Origin of the sequence: Marinobacter zhanjiangensis (genome assembly GCF_014651935.1) — a bacterium.
Lineage (GTDB): Bacteria > Pseudomonadota > Gammaproteobacteria > Pseudomonadales > Oleiphilaceae > Marinobacter > Marinobacter zhanjiangensis.
In genome coordinates, this window is record NZ_BMXV01000002.1 from 417496 (window position 1) to 443705 (window position 26210).

The window sequence follows — 26210 nt, forward strand, 5'->3', positions numbered from 1 at the left end:
CAGGCCTCTGATGGAGGCTCGGCGGTGCGGTACTGACGTATCAGTCACCGATGAAACGACATCAGCCTTCCGGGGTCTGGCCCCGCAGCTCGGGAAACAGGTCTGCCAGGGCTCGTTGCATCCGCTTGACGTGACTGCCAGGCCAGTAGATGCGGCCACAGCCAGGGCAGGCGAGGAAGGGGCCGGGCATGCTCCGCGAACGCTGCGGCACCCTTGTATCAATCTCATGGGGGGTAGCGGATCGCAGCCGGGAGTTGCAGATCAGGCAACGGTTAAAAAGATCAGCTGTTGGTTCGATGTCGTACTCGTCCGACACTTCGCCAAGCTGTTCCAGTGGTTTACTGGAGGAGAGTAGCAGGCCCCGGTGAGGGCGGAGGTAGGTGATCAGGTGCCGGTCCCGGGTCAGCAGGATGCGGTCCTCGTTGTCGGCAATGGCCACCAGATCATGATCGTCAATGCCCGGCTGATAGACCGTATCGAATCCCAGTGCCCGCAGCCAACGGGCCAGACGGCCAAGCATGGCGTCTGCCGCGAAGGCCGGCGGGGCGTGGTGAGACGACGTCACAGGCCCAGTTCATCACTGAACAGGACGTTGCCGAGACCCAGCACGATCCGGTCGACGGCGTCCTCTGCAGAATCCCCATCTGGTTCAGTGTCTGATTCCTGGCGAACCGCGTGAAGCAGGTCCAGCAGCCGGATCATCAGGTCCACCGGTGCGAACTGATCTGGCGAATCGGTAATCGACTGGTGAACGTAGCCAAGCGCATTATCGACGATGACCGCCCGGGAGTGACCCATACCCTCCGTGGTGAGGTGGCGACAGGATTCATACCGCTCTTCCCGTTCCAGTCGCAGGGCCTCCTTGCACACTTCCCGGGACTGTTCGGGCGATGACGGGTCACGTACCAGCGCGGCCAGCCGGAGTTCCACGGTGCCTTCCTGACGCTGCTCCTCGTATTCGTGCTGTACCGTGTCCCGAGCCTGGGGCAGGAATTTCCGGATGGCGTTGTGCCTCGCCTCTTCAAGCTCGGCTTTCTCGGCGGTGTTGATCAGCGTGGAGACGAGCTGGAGGCAGTGGACGAGATAATCCCATAATTCGATGGGAATGCGGTCCGGTTCGGTCGGTAATACGCGGCATACAGAGGAGAATTCGAAATAGAGACTGGTGATCTCATGTTCCGGGAATCCAGAGCAGTGGATGATCCGTGCCAGCCCCACCCGGTCCATGTCGGCCAGCAAATGCGGAGCCAGTAGCAGGACGTAGTGTCGGGCACCTGTGGACAGCGGCTTATCGATAGCGACGACCTCTGTTTCTGCCGTGTTTCGTGGGACACGTTCCAGTATCAGTCTATACCGCTCTTTGAGCCGTGACAAAGTGAACCCGGATGACCCGCGCGGTTTGACCCGCAACCAAAGCCAGGGAAAGCTCGCGAAGTCGTAAACATGGGGCTATAACTTCATCGACGGCGGTCTACCTGCAACCAATGACGATGGCCCTCTTGATTCAGGTCAGGTGGGTAAGCCTCTTGAACAGGTTAGCATTGTCCATCAAGCTGTCTGTCATACAGGTTTTTATGCACCGGCCGGAGAAGAAGGAGACGGCTATGTACAAAAAAGTATTGGTACCCGTTGATATTGCCCACCTGGACCAGATTACCAAAGCGCTGAACACATCCATTGATATTGCGAAGCACTACAAGGCCACCCTGCATTATGTGACGGTGACCAACCGGACACCATCGTCCGTGGCTCACAATACCCGTGAGCTGGAGGACGAACTGCGCCTGTTTGCCGAAGAGCAGGGCAAGGACCACGGCATCGACACCACATACTCGTTGATAGAGACCCCGGATACCGCGGTTGAACTGGATAAGAGGCTGGAACAGGAGGTCGAGAAAACCGGCGCAGACCTGATCGTTATGGCCTCCCACAAGCCGGGCATTGGCGACAAGCTGCATTTCATCCACTCGAATGCCGCCAAACTGGTCAGGGATACGGATATTTCGGTGTTTGTCGTACGTTGATGGCCGATTGTTCCGTCGTCTGACGGTTTGAATACCTTTGCAGACCGGGACACGGGCGTTCCGGCCTCTGCTGGCGTATCCCCCCGCGTGTCCCAGCCGGCGTTACTGCCACTGTACAGTCAGACTGCTTGCCACTGATGATATCGGTGCCCCCCTTCAGTTGACGTTCTGATCGTTCCCGGACGGTGCTTGCGGGTTCACCAGATCGTAAATGCGAAGCGCAAAAATGGTATAGAGGGCGCCAAAGAGTGAAACCAGGACAGACAGCACGCTGGAGGTTGCCCAGTACACCAGGCTGCCCGGACTGAAGAGATACTCGAGCAATACGTACGGCGAATACAGGGCAACGGTAATCAGGATGAACCCGCCCGCCAGAAACCACATGTGCTCCCCGGTTAGTTGCCAGCTTTTGCCAATGGCATCGACGGGGCCCTCGCCTTTCAGAAGCAGTTCGAATTCGGAGAACGCGAGCCGCGCCGCAAGGAAAATGCCGGGGATGATCAGCAGGAACAGGCCGAACATAACAGCGGAACCAACCAGCACCGTCATCATCAGATAGCGACTCCAGTTGGCCCATGCCATCCGCCATGCGGTGTTGTTGTCGATGGGGTCGCGCCGGAGTACAGACACAATATAGAAAACCAGGCCGGCGGCATAAACCGGATAGATCATCAGCCCGATGATCATCAGTATCAGCTGGTCAGCAAGCGTAATGGCGTCACTGACAATGAAGTGTTGATAGACGGCGGCAAATATCTCGAAGGGTATGATGATGGGCAGGATAATGGCGGCGATCGCAGCAAAGTGATTCCTGAAAAATACGATGCTGTCCGATATCAGTGTGCTGAACATCCGGGGTCCTGCTGTTGACTCGTGTGTCCCTGAGGGAATGAATCGGGACTATAACATGGACGGAAGTGCGGGATAGAGCAGCCCGGCGGTTCCGGACTGACCTGTACATCAGCGGGACGGGCGGGGGTGTTGATGGTCCCCGGCACCGGCCCGAATCAGTCAGCGGCTGCTACGCCAGCCTCGCATAAGCGTGACCACCATCCACGGCAATGGTGTCGCCGACCACGTAATCGCCTGCTCTTGAGGCGAGGTAGATGGCTGCACCTGCCATATCCTCATCGTTGCCAACGCGCCCCAGTGGCGTCTTTCTGGCAACCTCATCGGCCTCATCCCGGGCTGTACGGTTCATCTCGGAGGGGAAGGGCCCTGGCGCGATACCCGATACCACGATGCGGTCTTCAACCAGCCGGGCCGCGATACGGCGGGTCAGGAAAATCAGGCCTGACTTGGAGGCGTGGTAGGAATAGGTTTCCAGCGGGTTCAGGCGAATGCCGTCAATGGAGCAGATATTGATTACCTTGGCCGGCTGGCGGTCTGACGCGGCGGCTTTGAGCATGCCGTGCAGGGCCTGGGTGAGGAAGAACGGTGACTTCAGGTTCAGATCCATCACCTTGTCCCAGCCATGTTCGGGAAACTCATCAAAGTCGGCACCCCAGGCGGCCCCGGCATTATTGACCAGAATGTCCAGGTGATCTTCCCGGGAACTGAGTTCTTCGGTCAGTGCCTTGCAGCCGTCCACGGTGGACAGGTCCATGGGCAGGGAAATACAGCGGCCATTGCCTTGCGAGAGTTCCTCGGCGGCGGCATCGCACTGGTCTGCCTTGCGTGACGAGATATAGACCTTCGCGCCCTGGGCGATAAAGCCGGCAGCAATCATCTTGCCGATGCCCCGGGAACCACCGGTGACCAGCGCCGTGCGGCCTTCAAGGGAAAACAGGTTTTCAAACATCAAGGTTGCTCCAGATTGTCGTTATGGGTAAGTGACCGTGTTTCGGGATCAGGCATGCCGATCAAGGCACGGTCCGGCAACATAGCGAACCCATTCTGACGGTTTCCGGGCTGGATGAGAAGTTGTTGATTTATCCGTTCGGTTGCGCCACCGGAAGATGTCCGGTCTTGACCCAGATAACCGTCTCCTGCTCCACGAACGGGTGGTGCTGGCTCAGATGGGGGCTGCGCAGCCAGGTTCCGGCCGGGTAATGGCCGTGTTCGTCGCGGAATTCACCGGACAGTACGAAAATCTCCTCGCCGCCAAAGTGACGGTGGGGCTGAAAATGTTCCCCCGCCGGCCATTTCACCAGGGCCACATGCTCGTGTTCGAAATCGTGCAGGGGCATGACCTGCAGGCCACCCTGACCGGGTAGCCATGGCGCGGAGTATGTGTCTACCCGAACGGTCTGCAGGTCACGGGGATCAAACTGGTGCAGCTTGACCAGCAGGGTACAGCCTTCACGGGAGAAGGGCGCATGGCCACTGCCGGGCGGATTGCGCAGGTAGGTGCCGGCGGGGTAGTCGCAGGTTTCATCGGAAAAGACTCCCTCCAGTACCAGGATTTCCTCTCCCAGTGGGTGCTCGTGGTGATCAAAGCTGGCGCCGGGCTCATAGCGCACCACGGAGGTAGCGTGCCCGCGCTCAGCCTCCTCCCGGGCCAGGGGCTTGCGCAGAACGCCGCCAGCAGGGCTGGGTACCCAGTCCCGCTGGTTGGTGTCTATCACTACCCGTTTTGAGAAATCCATATTGAGCATTATCGGCTCCGGTCTTTGTTGAACAGGGTGTTACGTGAAAGTAACCCCGGTGGATGCCAAAACCGCTGAACGGATTATTCCCCACCTGGCAGGTGGAGAAGATCGGCGAGTCCGCAACCGGGCAGTAGCCCGGCCCGGTACTCCCGTTCTATTCAGTGACCATGGCCTGACCCTTTCGGGCACGAGCCGCATGCAGTTTCTTGTAGCTCTCGGTCAGGCGCTGATGTTTCTCCAGACCTTCGAGCTGCATGTTGGTGGGCGTCAGTCCCTGGAAGCGCACGGTCCCCTCGACCGAGCCCACTACGGCATTCATGGTGTCGTTGCCGAACATGCGGCGGAAGTTGCCAATGAAGTCGTCCAGCTCCAGCTCGTCGTCCAATACGATTTCCAGCACCGCGTTCATGGCCTGATAGTAGAGGTTGCGTTCAACAGTGTTGTCGTTGAACAGCAGGAAGGCGTCCACGGTGTCCAGCGCGTCTTCATGCTGCTGCAGTGCCAGATAGATCATCAGTTTCAGCTCCAGAATGGTGAGCTGTCCCCAGATGGTGTTTTCATCAAACTCCACACCGATCAGGTTGATGATCTTCATGTAGTTGTCCAACTGGCTCTCTTCCAGGCGTTCCACCAGGTCGGCAAGCTGATCGTCGTCCAGGATGTGCAGGTTGAGGATATCCTCGCGGTAGTCCAGGGCCATGTTGGTGTTGTCCCACACCAGGTCCTCCACCGGGTAGACCTCGGAATAGCCGGGCACCAGGATGCGGCAAACGGGTGCGCCCAGATCGTCGTGTACGGACACGTACACTTCCTTGCCCATCTCACGGAGAATGCCGAACAGGCGGCTGGCCTCTTCTTCGGTAGTGCCCGAGAAGTCCCATTCGCAGAACCCGTAGTCCGCCCGGGCACTGAAGAAGCGCCAGGACACCACCCCGGACGAGTCGATAAAGTGCTCTACATAGTTATTGGGCTCGGACACCGCCTGGCTGTTGAAGGTCGGGGGTGGCACATCGTTCAGGCCCTCAAAACTGCGGCCCTGCATCAGCTCGGTCAGGCTGCGCTCCAGCGCCACCTCGAAACTCGGGTGCGCACCGAAGGAGGCGAATACGCCGCCGGTTTTCGGGTTCATCAGAGTCACGCACATCACCGGATACTGCCCGCCCAGTGAGGCGTCCTTCACCAGTACCGGGAAGCCCTGTTTCTCTAGCGCCTGTACGCCTTCGAGAATATCGGGATATTTCTCCAGCACCGCCAGGGGAACATCCGGCAGCACCAGTTCCTGCTCTATAATCTGTTTCTTTACAGCCCGCTCGAAAATCTCCGACAGGCACTGAACCTCAGCTTCCTGCAGGGTGTTACCGGCACTCATGCCGTTGCTGAGGAACAGGTTTTCGATCAGGTTCGAGGGAAAATACACCAACTTGCCGTCGGACTGTCTGGTGAAGGGCAGGGCGCAGATGCCCCGGTCCACACGGCCGGAGTTGGTATCGATCAGGTTGGAACCCGCCAGCTCGCCATCCGGGTCATAGATGGCCCGGCAATGGTCATCCAGGATACCCGCCGGCAGCTCGTCATTGGGCCCCGGCTGGAACCACTTTTCGTCGGGATAGTGGACGAATTCGCGGCTGGCGATGTCCTCACCAAAGTACTGGTCATTGTAGAAGAAGTTGCAGCTCAGCCGCTCGATGAATTCGCCAAGGGCGGAGCACAGGGCGCTTTCCTTGGTGGCGCCCTTGCCGTTGGTAAAACACATGGGCGAGGCGGCATCGCGGATATGCAGCGACCACACATGGGGCACGATGTTGCGCCAGGAAGCGATCTCGATCTTCATGCCCAGGTCCCTGAGGATGCCGGTCATGTTGGCGATGGTTTCTTCCAGCGGCAGATCCTTGCCTTCGATATAGGTGCGGCTGCCCTCAGGCGTGGTCATCAGCAGGGCCTGGGCGTCTTCGTCCAGGTTGTCGACGGTTTCAATCTCGAAAGTGGGGTTGGTCTGTACCACTTTTTTCACGGTGCAACGGTCGATGGACCGCAGGATACCCTGACGGTGCTTCTCGGGGAGGTCTTCCGGCAGTTGCACCTGAATCTTGAAGATCTGGTTGTAGCGGTTCTCCGGATCAACAATGTTGTTTTGTGACAGGCGGATGTTATCGGTCGGGATATCCCGCGCCAGGCAGTACACCCGCACAAAGTAGGCGGCACACAGGGCGGAGGACGCCAGGAAATAGTCAAAGGGACTGGGCGCGGAGCCGTCGCCCTTATAGCGTATGGGCTGGTCCGTGACGACGGTGAAGTCGTCGAACTTCGCTTCCAGCCGGAGGTTGTCGAGAAAGTTGACGTTGATTTCCATGGCGAGACTACCCGGATCTGAGAATTTGGCGGGCCAGGACTCCGCGTGGGAGTCCTGTGGGCTTGTGGTCCGCCATTATCCAGTTTTCGAGGCCCTTCGTCTCGGTCGTATGGGTACGGATTCCCCGGGGGGGTACCCGGCGCCATGGTCAATCGTCGGTGGAGTCACCGGCGCTGTCGGACTTTCTGATCTCCGGCAGGATCAGCACCGGGCATTGTGCGTTTACCGAGACATACTCCACCGTGGCCCGGCGAAGTGGCCAGTGGCCGCTGCTACCCTTTGAAACCAGAAGAATCAGGTCCGCTTTCAGCTGACTGGCCAGGGCCACCAGTTTTTCGCCGGTATTGCCTGCCACTACATGCAGGGTCGCATCGCAGTTCAGGGGCAGGTACTTGCGGGCGATCAGGTCCAGTGATTTGCGGACTTCGGCTTCCTTGTCCTCCGGTGCCTGTTCGTTTACGTGAGGGAAGAACCCACCGCCTTCAAGGCGGTACACGCTGGCCAGATGCAGTTCACCATCCGGTTCCACCAGGTTCACTGACGTTTCCAGCGCTCGCTTGCCCTCACCGTCGTCTTCCGGGTCAATCGCGATCAACAGTTTCCTGTACATAGTGGTTCTCCTGTGAGTCATCGGATGGGGCTTCCGCTTCCGGCAAGGCCTGCCCACGCACCAGTTCATTGACGCTGTAGCCCCGGTAATCGGCGTGCAGCGCCCGGTAAAGGGCCACCGCCATGAAAATGAGCAGTATGCAGAACGGCAAACCCAGGGACGTAATCACGTTCTGCAGAGCATCCAGCCCGCCGGCCAACAACAGGGTGGCGGCAATAACCCCCTGCGCCGCAGCCCAGAAAATACGCTGGCGGATCAGCGACGGCTGGTCGTCCCGGCGGGTCAGCATGTCTATCACCAGCGACGCGGAGTCGGACGAGGTGGTGAAGAAGATCACGATAATGACCACGCTCAGGGCAGAGGCGACCTCGGCCAGGGGAAAGGTGTCCAGAAAGGCGAAGATGGCCACCGACGGATCTTCCTGCACCTGGGCGGCCAGATCCGCCTCACCGTTCATTTCAACATTGATTGCAGACAGACCGAACACCCCGAACCAGATCAGGGTAAACGTGGTCGGGGCCAGCAATACACCAGCCACAAACTCCCGGATGGTGCGACCCCGGGAGATCCGTGCGATGAAGATTCCGACGTAGGGTGCCCAGGATATGGTCCAGGCCCAGTAGAACAGGGTCCACTGCCGCTGCCAGTCAGACTCGTTGAAGGTTTCGGTCCAGAATGCCAGCCAGGGCAGGGCATGAAGGTAGTCGCCAATGCTTTGCACCATGCCCTCGGCGATGAATACCGAGGGGCCGGCCAATGCCACGAAACCGATCAGCAGGATGGCCAGCCCGATGTTGAGCTGGGACAGGCGCCGGACGCCCTTGTCGAGGCCCAGTGCGACGGATGTGGCCGCGATGGCGGTAATCGTGGTAATCAGCAGAACCTGCACGAAACCGTTGGACGGCACCCCGAACAGATAGGACATCCCGCTGTTCAGCTGTAGTGTGCCGAGCCCGAGGGAGGTGGCCACACCGAACAGGGTGCCCAGCACCGCCACAACGTCCACGGTCCAGCCCAGGGGGCCAAAGGCGCGATCACCCAGGATGGGATAGAACAGGCTGCTGATTCGCATGGGCAGGTTGTGGCGGTAGGCGAAATAGCCAATCGCCAGACCCGGCATGGCGAAGATGGTCCAGGTATGCAGGCCAAAGTGATACAGGGCCAGCGTCATGGCATCGCTTGCCGCCCTTTCGGTACCCGCACCAACCCCATCGAAGGGCGGCTGCGAGAAGTGGGATACCGGCTCGGCCACACCCCAGAACATCAGGACGGTGCCGATACCGGCAGCAAAGAGCATGGTGAACCAGGTGAGGTTGGTATAGTCGGGCCGGCTGTCATCAGCCCCCAGGCGAATGGTTCCGAATCGGCTCAGAGCAAGGGCGACCAGGAAAACCAGCAGTCCGCTGACGGACAGAATGTAGAACCAGCCCAGATTGCGGGCGACCCAGCCGGTCAGCTTGCCAAAGCTGTCCGCCATCTGCTTGTCGAAAGGAATCGCCAGAATGACAAACACAATGGCAATACCGGCGGATGCGAAAAAAACTGCCGGAATGGTTTGCAGGCCAAGTCGACGTTGGAGCGTTTTCAGCACGCGCGCCTCCGGACGATGAGTTTCAACGGGAAAAATGCACGCTACCACAACGGGCACGAATCGGAAGCCATTCTCCCTGCCATTGGCCCTGCGTCAGGGTGTCACGGTGATGGGCAGCTGCATGGCATCAAGTAAGGCATCCGCCTGCGGGTCGTTGAACAAGCGGCAGCTTCGGCTCAGTACCAGTTGTGTCGCATTCTCTTCCCGCAGGGCGCGTATGATTCCGGCGGCGCCCGTCATGGGCAGGAGTCGTATCCGGGTTGTAAGGCCTGTTTGTTGGAGGTCGGACAGGAAGCTGTCCGACAACGGGCTGTCGTCCCCGGTATCGGTTCTCACCAGTATCGTCAGCGGCTGATGATGTCGTCTGGCCAGGTCCGCGCCTGTCCCGACCGCGCGATGATTGGCACCCTGATCATGGTTGAGCAGCACCACGACCCGCCCCCGGGGATGCAGACGGTACTCGCTCCACAGCAACACATCGCCGGGGGCCTGGCGCACCAGGGAGCGCGCTGACGAGCCCAGCAACATACGCGATGTAGCGGACCAGCCGGTACGCCCCATGATCAGCAGGTCCTCGGGCCGGGCCAGGCTCAGTACTTCATTGACGACATGCCCCCGGCACAGCTTCAGGGCCTGATGAATGCCACGCTCCAGCATGACCTGTTGCAGGGCGGCCCGTGCTTCGCGGGCGAGGGCCTGCATTCTTGCCTCGATACGTGAAGTGTCCAGGGGGCGAATCTGCCCGGAACTGCCCCCTATCTCACGGGCAAAACCGTATCCTCCGCTGCGGAGCAGATTGGTTTCCTCAACGAAGATACCCAATACCTCCGCTCCCCGGGCCTGGGCGAGCTCCGCCGCTGCCACCAGCGCTGAACGGCTGGGCGGGGAGCCATCCAGCAGGACCAGCACGCGACCACGATGTTCCCCGGGTGGCTGTCGGTCAGTGACCATCGTCCTGATCTCCTCTGCCATTGTCTGCCTGGTCATCGTGCTTGTGGGCAATCCTGGCGAAGGCGGCCAGGCGATCCGCTACCTGCCGGTTGAAGCTGCCCTCCGGAAACTCACCGTCGGTGCCGGCCACTCCGGGCTCCAGCCCGGTCATCAGTTCGATTGCCTGGTTGATATGGGAGACCGGGTAGATGCTGAAGCGTCCTTCCCGTACCGCCTGTCGCAACTCGCCGTTCAGCATCAGATGTTCGGCATTGCTGGCGGGTAGCAACACACCCTGGCCATTGACCTCGCCGGACTGCTTGCAGACGTTGAAGAAGCCTTCGATCTTCTCGTTAACACCGCCCACCGCCTGCACCTCACCGTGCTGGTTCATGGAGCCGGTAACCGCCAGCGATTGTCGCAGGGGCACGCCAGCGATGGCGGACAACAACACACAGGTTTCCGCCACCGAAGCCGAATCACCCTCGACGCCGCCGTAGGACTGCTCGAAGGCCAGGCTGGCGGACAGGGAGAGCTCCGCCATGGGGGCATACCGGTTGGCCAGGAAGCGGGACAGGATCATGACCGCTTTGCTGTGGATGGGGCCGCCAAGCTTGACCTCCCTTTCGATATCCACCACCTGGCCCTTGCCGGGGCGTGCGGTGGCAGTGATACGGGAGGGTTGGCCGAACATCATGGCGCCGAGCCTGAGCACCGACAGGCCATTGACCTGGCCGGTCTGCTCCCCCTGGACGTCAATCATCACCATGCCCCGGCGAATCTGCTCCAGGCTGCGTTCACGAACACGACTGGCCCGGTATTCCCGTTCATCGATGGCCTGTTGTATATCCGCTGCTTCAATACGTTCTCTTGAGGCCCGGCCGGCCCAGTGATCCGCCTCGCTCAACAGGTCCTTGAGTACCCGGTCATGGGCAGTGAGTTTCTGCTGGTCGTTGGCCAGCCGGCTGGCGTGCTCAATCAGCCGGGCAACAGCACTGCGGTCCAGCTCCCGGGCGCCGACCGTGCGCGCCATGGTGGCGATCATCCGGGCGTAGAGCTGGTAGCTCTCGCCATCACGGTCAACGTCATCCTCGAAGTCGGCTTCCACCTTGAACAGATCGAGGAAATCCGGGTCGTAATGGGACAACAGGTAATACAACATGCGGTCGCCCAGCAGCACCACCTTGAGTGACAGGGGCACCGGTTCCGGTTGCAGGCTGACAGTGCTGACCAGACCGTAGAGGCGTTCCAGGGATTCGATGCGGATTTCGCCGGAGAACAACACCCGTTTAAGGGTCTCCCAGGCCATGGGGTGAGAAAGGATGCGGCGAGCGTCCACCACCAGGTAGCCGCCGTTGGCACGGTGCAGGGAGCCGCCGCGAATCAGTGTGAAATCGGTGTACAGATTGCCCTGCTGGGCCCGGTGCTCGATCTGACCCACCAGATGCTGGTGGTTGGGCAGGTCTTCGTAGATGACCGGCGCGCCTTCGGTGTCCGCGTTATCCACCAGCAGGTTGACGCGGTAGCGGTTGAGCAGACCCGTGGGCACGTTGCTGCTGTCCTGGAAGGCTTCTGCGTGCTCCACCACGTCTTCCCGCACGGCGTCCAGGTGGCTGACAACCTCAGGCAGGTGGGCCCAGCGTTGCCGCAGTTCGTCAAAAGGACCGCCTACGGTGAGTTGCACCATCTCCTCATTGAGGGCGTGGGCCCGTTCCCGCAACTCCTTGCGTAGCCGGGGAACCTGCTGAATGGTCTGTTGCAGCCTCTTCTGCAGTTCTTCCACCTTGGCTTCGACGAGTTCCTTCTCGTTATCCGACAGCTCCTTGTACTGTTCGGGCTCGAGTACCTCGCCATCGCGCATGGGGGCAAAGGTGAACCCGGCCGGTGTGGTCAGCATGGCGATATTGCTCTGCCTGGCCTCCTCCTGAATCTTGTACAGACCCTCTTGCTGGCGCCTGGACAGCTCTTCCTGCAGCTCCTGCATGCGGGTCTGGTATTCCTCGCTCTCGAACGTGGCCGGGATGGCGGTTTTCAGCTCATTGACCAGTTCGTGCATGTCATCCCGGAAGCGGGCGCCCTCGCTGGCCGGCAGCGCAATGGCGCGGGGTTTGTCCGGATTCTGGAAATTATGCAGATGACACCAGTCGGAAGGGACCGGCTGGTCCGCCGAATATTGCCCCAGAAAGCGTTCAACCAGCTCATTCTTTCCGGCCCCGGAAGGGCCCAGTACGAACAGGTTGAACCCTTTGGCCGCCATGCCGGCCCCGAATTCCAGGGCCTTGAGTATCCGCTCCTGGCCAGGGGGCTGGTCAAGATCCTCCAGGGCATCGGTGGTGTCGAAGTCGAGGGTTTCCGGCGGGCAGCGATGGTAAACCTGCTCCTCCGTCAGCGCTTTGGGAAGCGTCATCCAGTTCTCCTTTGTTCCGTGTCGTCATGACAGGGCGTGTCATCTACTCAAAGGGTAGACCAACGGGGAAAATACAAGGTTGTCTGACGTCAATCGGGGTCAGATCTGTTTCCGCATGACATAACGCAGAAAATGAGCGCCGCGCACGGTTGTCCGGCGCTCATCCTCCACTTCAAAGCCATGTCTCTGGAAAAAGGGCCGGGCCACCACGCTGGCCTCGGTATACAGTTCGCTCACACCGAGGGCGATGAGATTTTCCTCGCACTGACGATAAAGGGCGGAGGCAACGCCACGGCGGGCGTAGTTGGGCGCGGTAAAGATCAGGTCGATGTGACCGCCAGGGTCATAGGAGATAAAACCCGCCAGGCTGTCTCCGTCCTCTGCCACCAGGGTATCCAGTGATTCAAGGCGCTGTTGCCAGGAGTCCAGGTCGGGCGTGCGGGACGCCCAGGCAAACCGTTGTGTCTCGTCATAGGCTGTTGCCGTCAACTCGTGGACCGAATCGGTAAACAGTCGCACCAGCGGGCTCAGGTCCTTGATCCTGTATTTACGGATGGTGATATCACTTTCCGGCGTCATGGTCTGTTCCGTATCCTTTCCTGTTCCTCCCCACATTACGATACATACGCCCGGCCGCCTACCAGAGATGACATGAAATCCGGCAATTGAATGATGGCCAGGAGTGCACTGGTCTCCTTTCGGGAGTGCCTGCCAGGCCGGGTTTGGTAAATCAGTCCAAAGATACTGTCAAAATTTTGTAAATGCACCAGATGACAGGGGCTTGCAGGCACTTTCAGTTTGCCATCCGATCCAGCCGGACGGTACCGTTCGTATCCTTGTTGGTTTCATTCATCGCCGGAACAGGGTTGCCATGGTCGCTGCCACAATCACATCGTCTTGCCGGCTTCTTCCAGTGATCGCTGTGGTGTTCCTCACAGCGTGTGCCAGCCAGTCGCAATCCCCTGAACCGCCGCAGGATCTTCCCGTTGAATTTTCCGACAGTGGGCAGCAGGGAGTGCCTGACACCTGGTGGCAGGCATTTGACGATCCGCGACTGGACCGTCTGGTGACATGGGCCCTGGATGACAACCTCAGCCTTCGGGCCGGCTATCAGAGGTTGCTCCAGGCAAGGGCCTTGGCTGATCGGCAGGGTGCAGGGCTGTTTCCGTCTCTTGATGCCAACGCCGGGGCTGAACGGCAGGAATCCGATACCACTGCAACCACCAGCTACAGCGCCGGGCTGGGTGCCAGCTACGAGGTTGACCTCTGGGGGCGTGTGCAGTCGCTGACCGAAGCCGAGGAGCTTCGTGCGTCGGCTACCCTGGCGGATTACCAGGCCGCTGCCATCTCCCTCAGCGGGGAAATTGCCAGTACCTGGTTCCAGTTACTGGAGCAGCGGGCGCAGTACGACCTGGCGGAACGCCAGCTTGACACCAACGAGGATGTGCTGACGGTGATCGAAGCCCGCTTTGGCAGGGGTATGACTAACAGTGCGGATGTTCTGCGCCAGCGCCAGCTTGTCAATGCGTCCGTTGAGCGCTTAAACGAAATTGAAGGGGAGGCCGGTGTCCTGGAGCACCAGCTGGCGGTGTTGCTTGGCCAGCCGCCGGGCCGTAGCAACCTTCCCGGGGGCGATGCCTTGCCGGCGCTGCCGCCCCTGCCGGAAACCGGTGTGCCGGCAGAGCTTATCCAGCGCCGCCCGGATCTGCGCCAGGCCTGGCTGCTGATCCGGGCGGCTGATCAGGACCTGGCCGCCGCCATCAGCAACCGCTTTCCCCGGTTCTCCATCGAGGCGTCTGTCAGCTCACAGGCGAGCGACGTCAGCGATCTTTTTGACAACTGGCTGACCACGCTGGCCGGTAACCTGGTAGCGCCCCTGGTGGACGGCGGCGAGCGGCGCGCCGAAGTTCGCCGTTCCCGTGCCGTTCGTGAGGAGCTGGTGCAGGAGTATGGGCAGGCCGTACTGACCGCCATCCAGGAAGTCGAGGATGCGCTGACCCGCGGGCAACAACAGCACCAGCGCCTGGACAGCCTGAAGGAAAGGCTGCAGCTGGCCGACGCGGCTTACCGGCAACTGCGTAACCGTTATCTGAACGGGGCTGTCAGCTATATCGAAGTACTCGACGCCTTGCGGGAACAGCAGGACCTTCAACGCACCCTGTTAACCACCCGCCAGCAGTTGCTTTCCTCCCGGGTGGCGCTGTATCGGGCCCTGGCCGGGAGCATTGAAATCTCGCAAGAGCAAGAGAGCGAAAAACCACAGGACACCAGCACGGAGAATGACCCGGCATGAGCCACCCCGTTGATGAGAATGTCGTCCGTCCGGAGAGTAACAGGGCTGGCCCGCTTAAAACCGCATTCATATCCTTGCTGATCCTGCTGGTGGGCATTGCCCTGATCTGGCTGATCTTCAAGACAGAGCCCACCGCCACCCGCAAGGATGCGGCCCGGGAAACCGCCATGCTGGTGGATATCCAGACGGTAAGTCGCGGTGATTTCCGGCCCACGGTGGAAGTGATGGGGCAGGTGGCTCCGGCCCGGGAGATCATGTTGGGCTCCCGGGTCGGTGGCCAGGTAATCGGGCAGGCCGAAGGCTTCACCCCGGGCCGTCGGGTAGACGAGGGTGACGTGCTGTTGCGTATCGATCCGGCAGACTACCGCACGGTGCTGCAGCAGCGCCGCAGTGAGCTACAGCAGGCTCGCGCGGATCTGGAACTGGAACAGGGCCAGCAGGCCGTGGCCCGGCAGGAGTTCGAGCTGCTGGGGGAAGAAATCAATGCCAGTAACGAAGCACTGGTGCTTCGCAAGCCTCAGCTGGAGCAGGCCAGAGCCCGGGTGGCTGTCGCCGAGGCGGCAGTGCGGCAGGCGGAGCTCGATCTGGCCCGGACCCATGTCCGCGCGCCATTCCCCGCCCAGGTGCTCAGTCGCGAGGTGGCCCTGGGCTCCCAGGTCAGCACCGGGCAGACCCTCGGCCGGCTGGTGGGAACCGGTGAATACTGGGTGGAGGCAACGGTGCCTCTGTCCAAACTGCGCTGGTTGAGCTTTGATGGTGATCCGGGGGCCTCCGCAGCGCCGGTCACGCTGCGCCATGACACCGTCTGGCCAGATGGCGAGACCCGGGAAGGCCGGTTGCAACAACTGATTGGTGAGCTGGACGCCGACGCCCGGATGGCCCGGGTGCTGATAACGGTGGACGACCCGCTCGCAATGGACCAGGCCCGGGGGCAGCCAACCCTGATTCTCGGCACCCTGGTGCAGGCAGACATCCAGGGGCGACCACTGGAGGATGTGGTACGGCTTGATCGGCACCTGGTTCGCCGTGAAAACACCGTGTGGGTCATGGCCGACCGCCGGCTGGAAATCCGCGATGTGGACATCGTCTTCCGCGACGAATCCTATGCCTACATCCGCGACGGTCTGGAGCATGGCGACCAGGTAATCACCAACGACCTGGCTTCTGTGGTGAAGGGTGCCCGGCTGAGACTCGAGGATGACCGCAATGAGTGACCAGCCGGAACGCAAGGGCTGGGTTGGCCCCATCGAGTGGATGGCCCGCAATTCCATTGCCGCCAATCTGATGATGATTCTGCTGCTGGTGGGTGGCTTCTGGATGGCCTTCCAGGTACAGAAGGAAGTCTTCCCCGAGTTCCAGCTGGATATCGTCCAGGTCACCGTCAGTTACCCGGGGGCTGCACCCGAGGAAGTGGAAAAGGGCATCCTCCTGCCGGTGGAAGAAGCGGTACAGGGTATCCAGAGCATCAAGGAGATGACCTCTACCGCCCGTGAGGGCACTGGCACCATTCAGCTGGAGCTGACCGCCGGCAGCAATCGCATGCAGGCCCTGCAGGATATCGAACAGGCGGTGGACCGTGTGCGCACCTTTCCCGAGCAGGCTGAAGAGCCCAGGGTCCGCCTGCTGACGCCCACCCGCGATGTGATGGAACTGACGTTGTATGGCGACGTCGATATCTGGACGCTGCGGCAACTCGGTGAACAGGTCCGCAACCGGCTGCTGTCGGAAGATGCCATCACCCAGGCTGCCATCAGCGACGTGCCCGGCTACATGACCAGCATCGAGATTTCCCAGCAGACCCTGCGCAAGTACAACCTGACCCTGTCCGATGTCGCCAGCCGGATCGAGCAGTCCAGCGAAGACATTCCCGCCGGTTCCATGGCCACGGAAAACGGCGACATACTGCTGAGGCTCAAGGAACGCAAGCAGTGGGCCGATGCCTTCGAGAGCATCGTCATCCTCAATGCAGCCTCTGGTGGTACTGTCACCCTCGGTGATATCGCAACCGTTCGCGATGGCTTCGAGGAAGGGGGCTTCCACTCCCGCTTCAATGGTCAGCCGTCGGTTGAAATCGAACTCTTTCGCACCGGCGACCAGTCGCCCCTGGACATTGCCGGGGCCGTGGAAGAGGTGATGGACGAACTGGAGGTGACCCTGCCGGAGGCCGTCAAGGTGCGTATCGACAGCAACCGGGCGGAACACTTCGAGGACCGGATGTCCATGTTGCTGGAGAACGGCGTCATGGCAATGGTCATCGTACTGGTGATCCTCAGCCTGTTCCTGGAATATCGGCTGGCGTTCTGGATCATGATGGGCATGACCATATCCTTTGTCGGCAGCGTGCTGTTCCTGCCGGTGGTGGGGGCCAGCATCAACATGATCTCCATGTTCGGTTTCCTCATGGTGCTGGGTATCGTGGTGGACGATGCCATCGTGGTGGGCGAGAACATCTATGAATACCGGGAACAGGGTATGGGCTTCACGGAGGCCGCCATCAAGGGCGCGCGGGACATTGCCGGCCCGGTCACTTTCAGTATTCTCACCAATATCGTGGCCTTCATGCCCCTGCTGTTCATACCCGGCACGACGGGCAAGTTCTGGTGGCCGCTGGGGGTGGTGGTCATCCTGGTTCTGGCCATATCACTCCTGGAAGCCCTGTTCATCCTGCCGGCCCACCTGGCCCACAGCGGGCGCGGCAGTGTCACCATCTACGGCCGCTGGATGCACGGTATCCAGCGGGTGTTTTCCCGGGGGTTCCAGGCCGTGGTCGACAAGGGCTACCGGCCATTGCTGGATCTTTCCCTGCGGTTTCGCTACATCACCCTGAGCATCGCCTTTACCGTCATGGTGGTTTGTGGTGCCTATGCCGCCAGTGACCACATGGGCATGATCATGATGCCGGAGGCGCCAGCGGATGAAATCGAGGCGGGTGTGCGGCTCCCGGTAGGCACCACCTCCCAGCGGGCCGGCGAGCTGGCCATGGCGATTACCGACGATACCCGGCGGCTGTTTGAGGAAAATGACCTGGGCCGCAACGTGGAAGGCATCAAGACCAACGTCCGTGGCCAGCAATCCATTGATGTGGAGCTGGTGCTTTTCCCCGAGGAAGAGCGCGATATGACGGTCAACGAGATCATTGAACTCTGGCGGGAGGAACTGGGCGACTTCAAGGGCGTGGACCAGATTACCTTTGAGGCCGAGCAGGGCCCGGGCAGCTGGCGCGACGATATCAGCGTTGATCTGAGCCATACCGACATCGATATCCTGGCACAGGCCAGCCAGCGTTTCGTCGACGAGCTGGAACAGCTCGGCCAGACCCGTAACGTCAATGACAACTACAGCACCGGCAAACCCCAGTTCGATATCAGCCTTACCGACGAGGGCAGGGCACTGGGCCTGACCGGGGCCGACGTGGGCCGGCAGTTGCGGGATGCCTTCTACGGCAGCATTGCCCTGCGACAGTTGCGGGGCATCAACGAGAATGAAATCCGGGTACGGCTGCCGGAATACCAGCGCCGGGACCTTCACTACCTGGACAATTTCGTGATTCGCACTGCCGGGGGTCAGGAAGTGCCACTGCTGGACGTGGCCGAGATCACCATCAGTGAATCCTTCCGTTCCATCGATCGTCGTGATGGTCGCCGGGTGATCACGGTTGGCACCGATGTGGAACCCAAGTCCGCCACCCGCCAGGTGCTGGACGTGGTTCAGAGTGACCTGCTGCCGCAACTGCGCGCCGACTTCCCCGGCCTGACCTGGAGTTTCCAGGGCAGCCAGGCCGATATGAGAGAGTCCACCGCCGCCCTGTGGGGCGGCTTCGGGCTGGCCATGGGCGCCATCTTCGCGTTGCTGGCGGTGGCTTTCGGCAGCTACCTGCAGCCACTGGTGGTCATGCTGGCGATTCCGTTTGGCGCCGTGGGAGCCATCATTGGCCACATGATCCTGGGAATGGAGCTGTCACTGGTGAGCATTATGGGCATTGTCGCCCTGTCCGGAGTGGTGGTGAATGACTCGCTGATCATGGTTGCCTACGCCAACCGGCAACGGGACCTGTTGGGCCCCGCCCAGGCTATCTACGAGGCGGGTCTGCGTCGCTTCCGGCCCATAGCCCTGACCACACTGACCACCTTCGGCGGGTTGACGCCGATTATCACCGAAACCTCCCTGCAGGCGACCTACCTGATTCCCATGGCAGTCTCCCTGGGCTTCGGCATCGTGTTCGCCACCGCCCTGATCCTGTTCCTGGTGCCCTGCCTGTACCTGGTGCTGGAGGATGTGAAGGCCTTCTTCGGAGTCAGGCGGTCGGCCGGGGCCACCGGGTAGCCGCTTCAGGCTGCCCTGATTCCCGCTGACCCCGGCCTTGCCCGGTAAGAGCCATGGCTGTCACTGCTGGTCAGTGGGCGCCGGTCTCGGATACCGGATCGTTGGTGCGGCTGGTGAGCACTGACAGTGCTTTCTGGACATGCTCAGCCGTTTCCGTACCCAGGGGAGTGAGGTAACCGCCGTCCTTCTGGGTAATCAGTCCCTTCCGGTGCAAGCGCTCGGCGGCGGCCACCATGGTGGGTTCTGCGGAGTGCTGGTGTACCTTGATGCCTTCCTGGGACGACGAATCGTCGAACAGGGCCAGCAGGTTGAGTTCGCTGAGATGATCTTCGGAAAAGGGCATGATGGGTTCCTGTGTTGTTCTGGTTTCAGAGTCGGATACAGGGCACGAGCCGGCGGTGGCCCGCCCCTGCTGTCAGCTATTCGGATCAGAGCCCGAGGGCGCCCCGGCGAAGCCAATCATGGACAAACGCCAGCTTGTTACGGGCATGCTCCGACAGCACAAACGGGTAGAGGTCCGCCAGCCCCATGGAGCGGTTGACGTGGTTGACGCCCACGGTCAGCGCGCCGGCAATGTTAACCAGTCGTCTCGCGTCAGGCTCTGCATAGGGGTCCCAGTCAGGGCCGGGTATCTCACTGGACGACAGGCCAGTGGCCACGAAGCTGTCGGCAATGTCGGTCAGGTGCAGCAGGTGCGCCGCGGTTTCCGCCCAGTCTTCATGAGGATGCGCCGAGGCGTAGCTGGTCAGGTAATACTGCCGCCACTCCGCTGGCGGGCCATTCTCGTAGTGGTATTGAAGTGCTGCCGGGTAATCAATGCGCTCGTCACCAAACATGGCGCGGAAGGCATCAAGAAAGTCTTCCCGCAGGCTCAGGCGCCACCACAGCATGTGGGAAATTTCGTGGCGCATGTGGCCTATCATGGTGCGATAGGGTTCCTGCAGCGCTTCGCGGCGGGTAGTCACCAGGATCGGGTCCACCTCCGCCACGCTGATGGTGACCACGCCTTGCGCGTGCCCCATGGGTACCGGGGTGGGTCCTTCAGCCAGCAGGTGGAACACTGGCGGCGCGCCGGGGTCTTCCGGGCGAAACCAGTGCCAGCGCCCCAGGTTATCCAGTGCCCATCGCTTGGCCGCCTCGGTCTTGGCCCAGTTGGGGATGGCATCGGGAATCGTAGGATCAGGCGCCAGCGCCGTCATGGCGCAGGATCGGCAGAAGGCACCCGGCTCGGGGGCTATCCAGTTACAGCCGATGCGGTCCCGGTTGGCGCAGAAGGGCGGTGTCGGCAGGAAGGCCCGGGCCTGTGGGTCATAGGCAACGGGTGTCCCGTCGGCCGTGGACAGGTTATCGAACCAGAGGGAGCCGGCACCAACCGGATTGGTGAAAACGCGCATTGTTGGGCTCCTTGCAGGGCTTTAACCGCCATAGTGCGGCACAGCCCCGCTTGTCCGCAAGCCGCAGGCGCAAAAGATTGCCCGCAGCCCCCGTAACCGCCCGGAAAACCCGGGGGCCGGCGTTTACACCGCGACGCCCAGGTTCCGCAGGTAGTCGTCGTAGCTGCCACTGAAGTCGGTAACCCCGTCCTCGGACAGTTCGATAATACGCGTCGCCAGGCTGGACACGAATGCCCGGTCGTGGCTGACAAAGATCAGTGTGCCGGGGTAGTGCTCCAGGGCCAGGTTCAGGGCCTCGATGGACTCCATGTCCAGGTGGTTGGTGGGCTCGTCCATGACCAGCACGTTGGGCTTCTGCAGGATCAGTTTGCCGAACAGCATGCGCCCCTGCTCACCACCGGAAATAACCTGTACCGACTTCTCGATGTCGTCGCCGGAGAACAGCATGCGCCCCAGGGTGCCGCGCACGACCTGCTCGCCACCATCGGTCCATTGCGACATCCAGTCAAACAGGTTGTCGTCGCTGGCAAAATCATCACCGTGCTCCTGGGCAAAATAGCCCACCTGGGCCGCGTCGGCCCATTTCACGGTTCCGTCCCGGGGCGCCAGGTCGTCCACCAGTGTGCGCAGCAGGGTGGTCTTGCCGATGCCGTTGGGTCCGATGATGGCCACCCGCTCGCCGGCCTCGATCTGCAGGTCAAGGTTGCGGAACAGCACGTCGTCGTCAAAGCCCTGGCTGACCTTGTCCGCCACCACCGCCTGACGGTGCAGCTTGCGCTGCTGTTCGAAGCGGATAAACGGGCTCATGCGGCTGGACGGGCGGACCTCCTCCAGCTGGATCTTGTCGATCTGCCGGGCCCGGCTGGTAGCCTGCTTGGCTTTGGACGCGTTGGCGGAAAAGCGGCTGACGAAGGTCTGCAACTCGGCGATCTGGGCCTTCTTCTTGGCATTGTCAGCCTGAACACGCTCACGGGCCTGGGTGGCGGCGGTCATGTACTCGTCGTAGTTGCCGGTGAACTGGCGTAGCTCACCATAGTCCAGGTCGGCCATGTGTGTGCAGACACTGTTCAGGAAGTGACGGTCGTGGGAGATGATGATGATCGTGCTGTCGCGTGCGAGCAGCATCTGCTCCAGCCAGCCGATGGTGTTGATGTCCAGGTGGTTGGTGGGCTCGTCCAGCAACAGCACATCAGGGTCGGAGAACAGCGCCTGGGCCAGTAGTACCCGCAGCTTCCAGCCGGGGGCAATCTCGCTCATGGGGCCATTATGCTGCTCCAGCGGAATACCCAGCCCCAGCAGTAGCTCGCCGGCCCGTGGCTCGGCGGTGTAGCCGTCCAGTTCGGCGTATTCGTTTTCCAGCTCACCAACGGCCATGCCGTCTTCCTCGGTCATTTCCGCCTTGCCGTAGATACGTTCACGTTCGGCATGAACCTGCCATAGCCGTTCATGGCCCATGATCACGGTATCCAGCACCGTGTAGTCCTCGTAAGCAAACTGGTCCTGGCGCAGCTTGCCCAGACGCACATCCGGCGACAGCATCACCTGCCCGCTGCTGGGTTCCAGCTCCCCGCCGAGAATTTTCATGAACGTCGACTTGCCGCTGCCGTTGGCGCCAATCAGACCGTAACGGTTGCCACCGCCGAACTTGACAGACACGTTCTCGAACAGGGGCTTGGCCCCGAATTGCATGGTGAGGTTTGCGGTTGCGATCAAAACAGAAAATCCTGGAAGGAAGGGGAGATTGGCCCACGTAAACCGTGGCAATGCCCGAAAAATTGGGTGCGTAGTATACAACCTGGCGCGCTTCAGTCATAGGCTGGCTTGCTTCGCATATTCCCTTACCGGGGACGGAGCGGAAACCACCGGTTTTTCGACGCTGTTCCGTCATTTCGTAGATCAGGTCTCGAAAAAACCCTCTGACATTATTTTACAATCGGTGTCCTGTCCGGAATTTATGGGCGGCTGCCGGAGTGAGGTGGGTCCTGATGCGTGTGTGATCACGCCCCGGACAAGCGGAAAATCGTGTGAGCAACATGCTTTTGAGCAACAAGGGAAAGCCATGGTGGATGTCGGTATGGAACAGGCTGAAAATATCGATCTGGATAGCTGGAGTCTGCCCGGTTACGGCCTGCAGCGACAGAGCTGGGGCGTGCCGCCAAGAGACCGCTGGCAAGTCGAGAACAGATTTCGTCAGACCAGCGCCCGGGCCAGAACCAGCACCCTGTTCAAGCGATTCAACGGCCACTATATGGTTATCCGGTCGCATCGAGGCAAGAAAGAGCTGCCCGAGCAGATCATCGACCTGACCTTCGTGGAGCCACAACCGCGAGAGGTCAAGGATTACCATTATACGCTCTGGTTTGTGGCAACCTGCCTTCTGACCATACCTGCGACCGTATATTCGCTGGTTCCATTCTCCCCGCTGTGGCTCGGGGTGCCGGTGGTTGTGGCTCTGATGCTGATGGTGGCCGCCGTGGGTCTGAGGCGTCACCACTACGACTTTCTGGCACTCAATAGCGACGTCGTACTGTTCCGTGTGGATGCGCTGGCAAGCGAGCAGGCAAAGGTGGCCGCTTTTATTGAAACCGTGTGCGACGGTATTGCCCGCGGCCAACGTGAGCTTCCCCGGGGCAGGCAAAGGGTGCCGCTGGCGGTGGCGGAAATGCGCCGGCTTCATCAGGAGCGGGTAATCACCGGTCGCCAGTATGAAGCCATCAAGAAGAACTGGTTTACCTTTTAGCGGGTGGCATCTACCTGTTCGAGGACGAGACCAGCGCCCGGTCCTATCTGGACATGCACACTCAACGGCTCAAGGAATTCGGTGTGCCGGTGGTCAATGCGAAGGTCTTTCACGTGAACGAGCGGTTGTCGATGATCGATCGTGGCCCCATAGCGACCTGAACGATCATCGAGACTGCCGGTCCGCTGCCGCATCCTGTCGGTTTTCCATCAGATCGATGACTGGTTCATCGCTTATCCTTGCTGTCATCGTCATTGAGCTCACCTAACACGGTGTCATCCTTGTTGCCGCGCTTGCGGTCGTCGCCATTGCTGCCGTCATGCTTCTCGGCGTCGTCATTGACGTCTGCCAGCACAGTTTCGGCCTTGCCGCCATGCTTCTCGGTTTTACCCTTATACTCGGTTTTTTTGTCGCCGCTTGCCTTGCCGGCAACCTCCTTGACCTTTCCCTTGGCTTCGTCCGCGCGTCCTTCGACCTGTTTGCTGTTCATAAGCTGACTTCCTCTTGGTTATTCCGTTCGAAATCTGTCACTCCCCCTGAGCCTTTCGAAACTCCGGGTGAGGTTTCCACAATAGGTGAAACCGGAGGCCTGGTCGGTTCGCTGACACACCAAGACACCGTTTCTTTTACGGCCCGTCATCCGGTGTGCTTAACGCAAATTCCAGACTGGTCTTGATCTCGTTCCAGATAGCAACAAAGAATGCCGTCAGGGGGACCGCGAGCACCATGCCGATAATACCGCTCAGGGCCGTGCCCCAGAAAAACAGGGAAATAACCACGAGTGCAGGGTGCAGGCCCGAGCGGTTGGCCATGATTTTAGGTGTCAGCAGCCAGCTTTCGACCAACTGCACCGCCGCGAACACCACACCGGTCAGAGTCAGCAATTCAACGCCGCCATCCGCCTGCATATAAGCCATGGGCAGGACCACCAGCAGGCCGATCAGGGAGCCCAGGAAGGGAACAATGTTCAGCAACCCCAGAACCAACCCGACAAGCACACCAAATTCCAGGCCGATCAGCGTAAAACTCAGCGCATACAGAATGCCCATGCACAGGGCGATGATCAGCTGGCCCTGAAAGAAGGCGGTGACATAGCCCACGAATACGTCCATCAGATACAGCACTTTCTTCTGCGTTCGCTTATGGAAGACAGACAACAGTTCAGATGCCTGCCCCCTTAGCAACTCGCCGGAAAGCAGGGCGAAGAACAGGAAAAGAGGCACGAAGCTGATACTCGCCAACACTCCCAGGTAGGACATAACGGCCGTGCCCGCATTTTCCAGCACTGGCTGTGAATCCTCTCCGCCCTTGTTCTCCAGGCGGGAGGAAATCATGGCGTTAAGTTCCGGGAAGTTAAGGGAAAAATGTTCCTGCCACCTTGCCAGGGTATCGGGTAAAACGGCCATCAACTGGGTTATCTGGTTGACTAGTGTGGGTACCAGCAAATAAACCAGGCCACCGATAGCCAAGAAGAAAGTCACCAGCAGAAGAATAATGGCCAACACGCGGGGCAAGTGAAGTCTGGTCTTGAGAAAGTCCACCACCGGGTAGAGTACCAGTGCCAGGATACCGGCCACGGACAGCGACAGGAGCAGGTTGTAGAAGGTGTTCAGTATCCAGCCGAACGCCCACATAATGATTCCGGTCAGCGCAGCCAGTAGCATCAGGGACGACAGCACTGCCGTGTAGCGAAACAGGCGAAGCTCAACCGAGTTGAACAGTTTTCTGTTTCTGCCCGGGCGTGCCCCCCTCGGGTTTTGCCCGGCAATCTTCGAGCCGCCATCCAGGGAACCCTGCATGTCGTCAGGCATTGCCTACTCCTGGGTTATTTTTTCGTGGTTTTGCCGAACAGCAGAAGTTCAACACCAGTCATCGCAGAACCAGCGACCGCAGCGGCCGCGCCCAGGAAAAGAAGCCAGGCGGTAGCGTCAGTGAATCCGCCGGTAACAGCCTCGGTTACCTGTTCGCCCAGGCTTTGAGATGACTGATACGCCGTGAAAATCAGGATCAGACCCAGAATAAGTAACGCCAGAGCCAGAATTCGGTTAGTCGGCATTGGTATCTCCTGATGATCGTGCTTTTGGGGGTTCCGTCTCTTATCAGGTAGCCATGTCGAAACAGCCTGAGGTTCCCATCATAGAGAAAGCCCGTTATCCGGTCGGTGCGTTATCCAACTCAACAGTGTTATTCGATCAGCCGGACCACTGCCACCCGATACCCTTGTGCATGGCTGCGAGGCCTTGAGTCGACCGCACGAAAGGCGAGTTGACCCGAATCGGGAAAGCCCAGGGACAATGGCGGCCAGATAACGGTCGAAACGCTTAACATTTTCACCACAGACATCCCCCGAGGCTGCCAGTACCGTACGACGACAACCTGACTACGGATACCACGCCGGTTTGCGGGGATGTCTGCCTCAATCTGCGCGCGAGCGAAGGTTTTGTCAGTGCGGTAGCGCACCTACAGGTTGTCCTGGTCTGGAATTCCCGGGTGCTTTGCCAGTGCTTTTGCCCGGCCGGTGAGAAAAACGACGTGCGCGCTATCGACACGGCCCTGGTCTGCCTGAACCCCGACCAGAACTGGAAAGTAGGGTTTGGCGGCGACAGGGATGGTTACGACATCCGCTATACGCTGATTCATGAAATCGGTCACGCCATCGGTCTGGATCACCCGGGACCCTCCGGTCAGGTGATGGGGTTTCGCTACACCGAGGCGTTCCCTGAGCTGCAGCCCGGTGACCTGCGCGGCGTCCGCCGGCTTTACGGGCATGCCGACGGTGGTGAGCCGGAAAGCGGTCCGGGGATCCGTCTCTCCAGCAGGCCAGCGCTCGGATCATCCCGCCGGTAATGTCCCACCAGCCAGCGTCCGACGCGCGCACGTTCGGAGTTTCATTGTCACCTTGACGGGTGCATGCCCTCGTTATTCCGGTTGCGACCTGAAAAAAAGTTTGGCGAGGC

At 60.3% G+C, this 26210-nt stretch carries 24 protein-coding genes; 7 read left to right on the top strand and 17 right to left on the bottom strand.

Annotated elements, in window-relative coordinates; genetic code table 11:
* Window positions 1-61 precede the first annotated feature (61 nt).
* Together IE079_RS05340 and IE079_RS05345 are read right to left on the bottom strand one after the other, a co-directional pair.
* Window positions 62-565, bottom strand: coding sequence for a Mut7-C RNAse domain-containing protein (locus IE079_RS05340; RefSeq protein WP_189573934.1), 504 nt, complete (start codon window positions 563-565; stop codon window positions 62-64).
* Window positions 562-1239: a hypothetical protein gene (locus IE079_RS05345; protein ID WP_189573937.1), complete on the bottom strand. Its 678-nt coding sequence runs from the start codon at window positions 1237-1239 to the stop codon at window positions 562-564. Before IE079_RS05345 ends, IE079_RS05340 begins: the two co-directional genes overlap by 4 nt.
* Window positions 1240-1604: 365 nt before the next feature.
* On the opposite strand from IE079_RS05345, the gene IE079_RS05350 reads away from it, so the two are divergent.
* Window positions 1605-2024 (top strand): universal stress protein, encoded by a 420-nt coding sequence (locus IE079_RS05350; protein WP_189573940.1) that lies wholly within the window; start codon window positions 1605-1607, stop codon window positions 2022-2024.
* A 156-nt stretch (window positions 2025-2180) separates the two neighbouring features.
* Here IE079_RS05350 and IE079_RS05355 read toward each other — a convergent pair whose 3' ends face one another.
* The 9 genes from IE079_RS05355 to IE079_RS05395 all read right to left on the bottom strand — a co-directional run bounded on the left by IE079_RS05355 (window position 2181) and on the right by IE079_RS05395 (window position 13082).
* Window positions 2181-2876, bottom strand: coding sequence for a hypothetical protein (locus IE079_RS05355; protein ID WP_189573943.1), 696 nt, complete (start codon window positions 2874-2876; stop codon window positions 2181-2183).
* A 169-nt stretch (window positions 2877-3045) separates the two neighbouring features.
* Window positions 3046-3825 carry an SDR family oxidoreductase gene (locus IE079_RS05360; protein ID WP_189573946.1) on the bottom strand — a complete coding sequence of 260 codons (780 nt, stop codon included), beginning with the start codon at window positions 3823-3825 and terminating at the stop codon, window positions 3046-3048.
* Between the two features lie 130 nt (window positions 3826-3955).
* The gene (locus tag IE079_RS05365) at window positions 3956-4621 is read right to left on the bottom strand and encodes a cupin domain-containing protein (protein ID WP_189573949.1); all 666 of its coding nucleotides are present in this window, start codon (window positions 4619-4621) and stop codon (window positions 3956-3958) included.
* Window positions 4622-4769: 148 nt separating this feature from the next.
* Window positions 4770-6965: an OsmC domain/YcaO domain-containing protein gene (locus IE079_RS05370; protein ID WP_189573952.1), complete on the bottom strand. Its 2196-nt coding sequence runs from the start codon at window positions 6963-6965 to the stop codon at window positions 4770-4772.
* A gap of 148 nt (window positions 6966-7113) precedes the next feature.
* Complete coding sequence (locus IE079_RS05375) at window positions 7114-7575, bottom strand: universal stress protein (RefSeq protein ID WP_189573955.1); 462 nt, start codon at window positions 7573-7575, stop codon at window positions 7114-7116.
* On the bottom strand, window positions 7547-9166 hold the full coding sequence (locus IE079_RS05380; protein ID WP_189573958.1) for a BCCT family transporter: 1620 nt from the start codon (window positions 9164-9166) through the stop codon (window positions 7547-7549). The genes IE079_RS05375 and IE079_RS05380 overlap by 29 nt, the downstream gene beginning before the upstream one ends.
* A gap of 93 nt (window positions 9167-9259) precedes the next feature.
* The gene (locus IE079_RS05385) at window positions 9260-10117 is read right to left on the bottom strand and encodes a universal stress protein (RefSeq protein WP_189573961.1); all 858 of its coding nucleotides are present in this window, start codon (window positions 10115-10117) and stop codon (window positions 9260-9262) included.
* Window positions 10107-12503 carry a Lon protease family protein gene (locus tag IE079_RS05390; protein ID WP_189573964.1) on the bottom strand — a complete coding sequence of 799 codons (2397 nt, stop codon included), beginning with the start codon at window positions 12501-12503 and terminating at the stop codon, window positions 10107-10109. Before IE079_RS05390 ends, IE079_RS05385 begins: the two co-directional genes overlap by 11 nt.
* Window positions 12504-12602: 99 nt before the next feature.
* Window positions 12603-13082 carry a GNAT family N-acetyltransferase gene (locus tag IE079_RS05395; RefSeq protein WP_189573967.1) on the bottom strand — a complete coding sequence of 160 codons (480 nt, stop codon included), beginning with the start codon at window positions 13080-13082 and terminating at the stop codon, window positions 12603-12605.
* A 292-nt stretch (window positions 13083-13374) separates the two neighbouring features.
* Between IE079_RS05395 and IE079_RS05400 the strand changes: the two genes are divergently transcribed.
* From IE079_RS05400 to IE079_RS05410, 3 genes are read left to right on the top strand one after another with little or no spacing between them, the layout of a single operon-like run.
* Window positions 13375-14796 carry an efflux transporter outer membrane subunit gene (locus tag IE079_RS05400; protein WP_227712330.1) on the top strand — a complete coding sequence of 474 codons (1422 nt, stop codon included), beginning with the start codon at window positions 13375-13377 and terminating at the stop codon, window positions 14794-14796.
* On the top strand, window positions 14793-16010 hold the full coding sequence (locus IE079_RS05405; RefSeq protein ID WP_189573974.1) for an efflux RND transporter periplasmic adaptor subunit: 1218 nt from the start codon (window positions 14793-14795) through the stop codon (window positions 16008-16010). The genes IE079_RS05400 and IE079_RS05405 overlap by 4 nt, the downstream gene beginning before the upstream one ends.
* A complete protein-coding gene (locus IE079_RS05410; RefSeq protein ID WP_227712331.1) occupies window positions 16003-19119 on the top strand; it encodes an efflux RND transporter permease subunit in 3117 nt (1038 codons plus the stop codon). Before IE079_RS05405 ends, IE079_RS05410 begins: the two co-directional genes overlap by 8 nt.
* Before the next feature lie 70 nt (window positions 19120-19189).
* Here the strand turns inward: IE079_RS05410 and IE079_RS05415 are convergent, their stop codons facing one another.
* The 3 genes from IE079_RS05415 to IE079_RS05425 all read right to left on the bottom strand — a co-directional run bounded on the left by IE079_RS05415 (window position 19190) and on the right by IE079_RS05425 (window position 22226).
* The gene (locus IE079_RS05415) at window positions 19190-19462 is read right to left on the bottom strand and encodes a TIGR02647 family protein (protein WP_189573981.1); all 273 of its coding nucleotides are present in this window, start codon (window positions 19460-19462) and stop codon (window positions 19190-19192) included.
* 85 nt (window positions 19463-19547) lie between these two features.
* Window positions 19548-20513: a zinc-binding metallopeptidase family protein gene (locus IE079_RS05420; RefSeq protein ID WP_189573984.1), complete on the bottom strand. Its 966-nt coding sequence runs from the start codon at window positions 20511-20513 to the stop codon at window positions 19548-19550.
* Window positions 20514-20636: 123 nt separating this feature from the next.
* Entirely contained in the window at window positions 20637-22226 is a 1590-nt protein-coding gene (locus tag IE079_RS05425; protein ID WP_189573987.1) for an ABC-F family ATPase, read from the bottom strand.
* 361 nt (window positions 22227-22587) lie between these two features.
* Between IE079_RS05425 and IE079_RS05430 the strand changes: the two genes are divergently transcribed.
* Entirely contained in the window at window positions 22588-23253 is a 666-nt protein-coding gene (locus IE079_RS05430; protein WP_189573990.1) for a hypothetical protein, read from the top strand.
* A gap of 8 nt (window positions 23254-23261) precedes the next feature.
* Window positions 23262-23414 (top strand): YdhR family protein, encoded by a 153-nt coding sequence (locus IE079_RS05435; protein WP_265013630.1) that lies wholly within the window; start codon window positions 23262-23264, stop codon window positions 23412-23414.
* Window positions 23415-23479: 65 nt separating this feature from the next.
* On the opposite strand, the gene IE079_RS05440 is transcribed toward IE079_RS05435, so the two are convergent.
* The 3 genes from IE079_RS05440 to IE079_RS05450 form a co-directional block, all read right to left on the bottom strand.
* Complete coding sequence (locus tag IE079_RS05440) at window positions 23480-23743, bottom strand: CsbD family protein (RefSeq protein WP_189573993.1); 264 nt, start codon at window positions 23741-23743, stop codon at window positions 23480-23482.
* 136 nt (window positions 23744-23879) lie between these two features.
* The gene (locus IE079_RS05445) at window positions 23880-25064 is read right to left on the bottom strand and encodes an AI-2E family transporter (protein WP_189573995.1); all 1185 of its coding nucleotides are present in this window, start codon (window positions 25062-25064) and stop codon (window positions 23880-23882) included.
* A gap of 14 nt (window positions 25065-25078) precedes the next feature.
* The gene (locus tag IE079_RS05450) at window positions 25079-25309 is read right to left on the bottom strand and encodes a DUF3185 family protein (protein ID WP_189573997.1); all 231 of its coding nucleotides are present in this window, start codon (window positions 25307-25309) and stop codon (window positions 25079-25081) included.
* A 476-nt stretch (window positions 25310-25785) separates the two neighbouring features.
* On the opposite strand from IE079_RS05450, the gene IE079_RS18765 reads away from it, so the two are divergent.
* Window positions 25786-26100 carry a matrixin family metalloprotease gene (locus IE079_RS18765; protein ID WP_227712332.1) on the top strand — a complete coding sequence of 105 codons (315 nt, stop codon included), beginning with the start codon at window positions 25786-25788 and terminating at the stop codon, window positions 26098-26100.
* Window positions 26101-26210 lie beyond the last annotated feature (110 nt).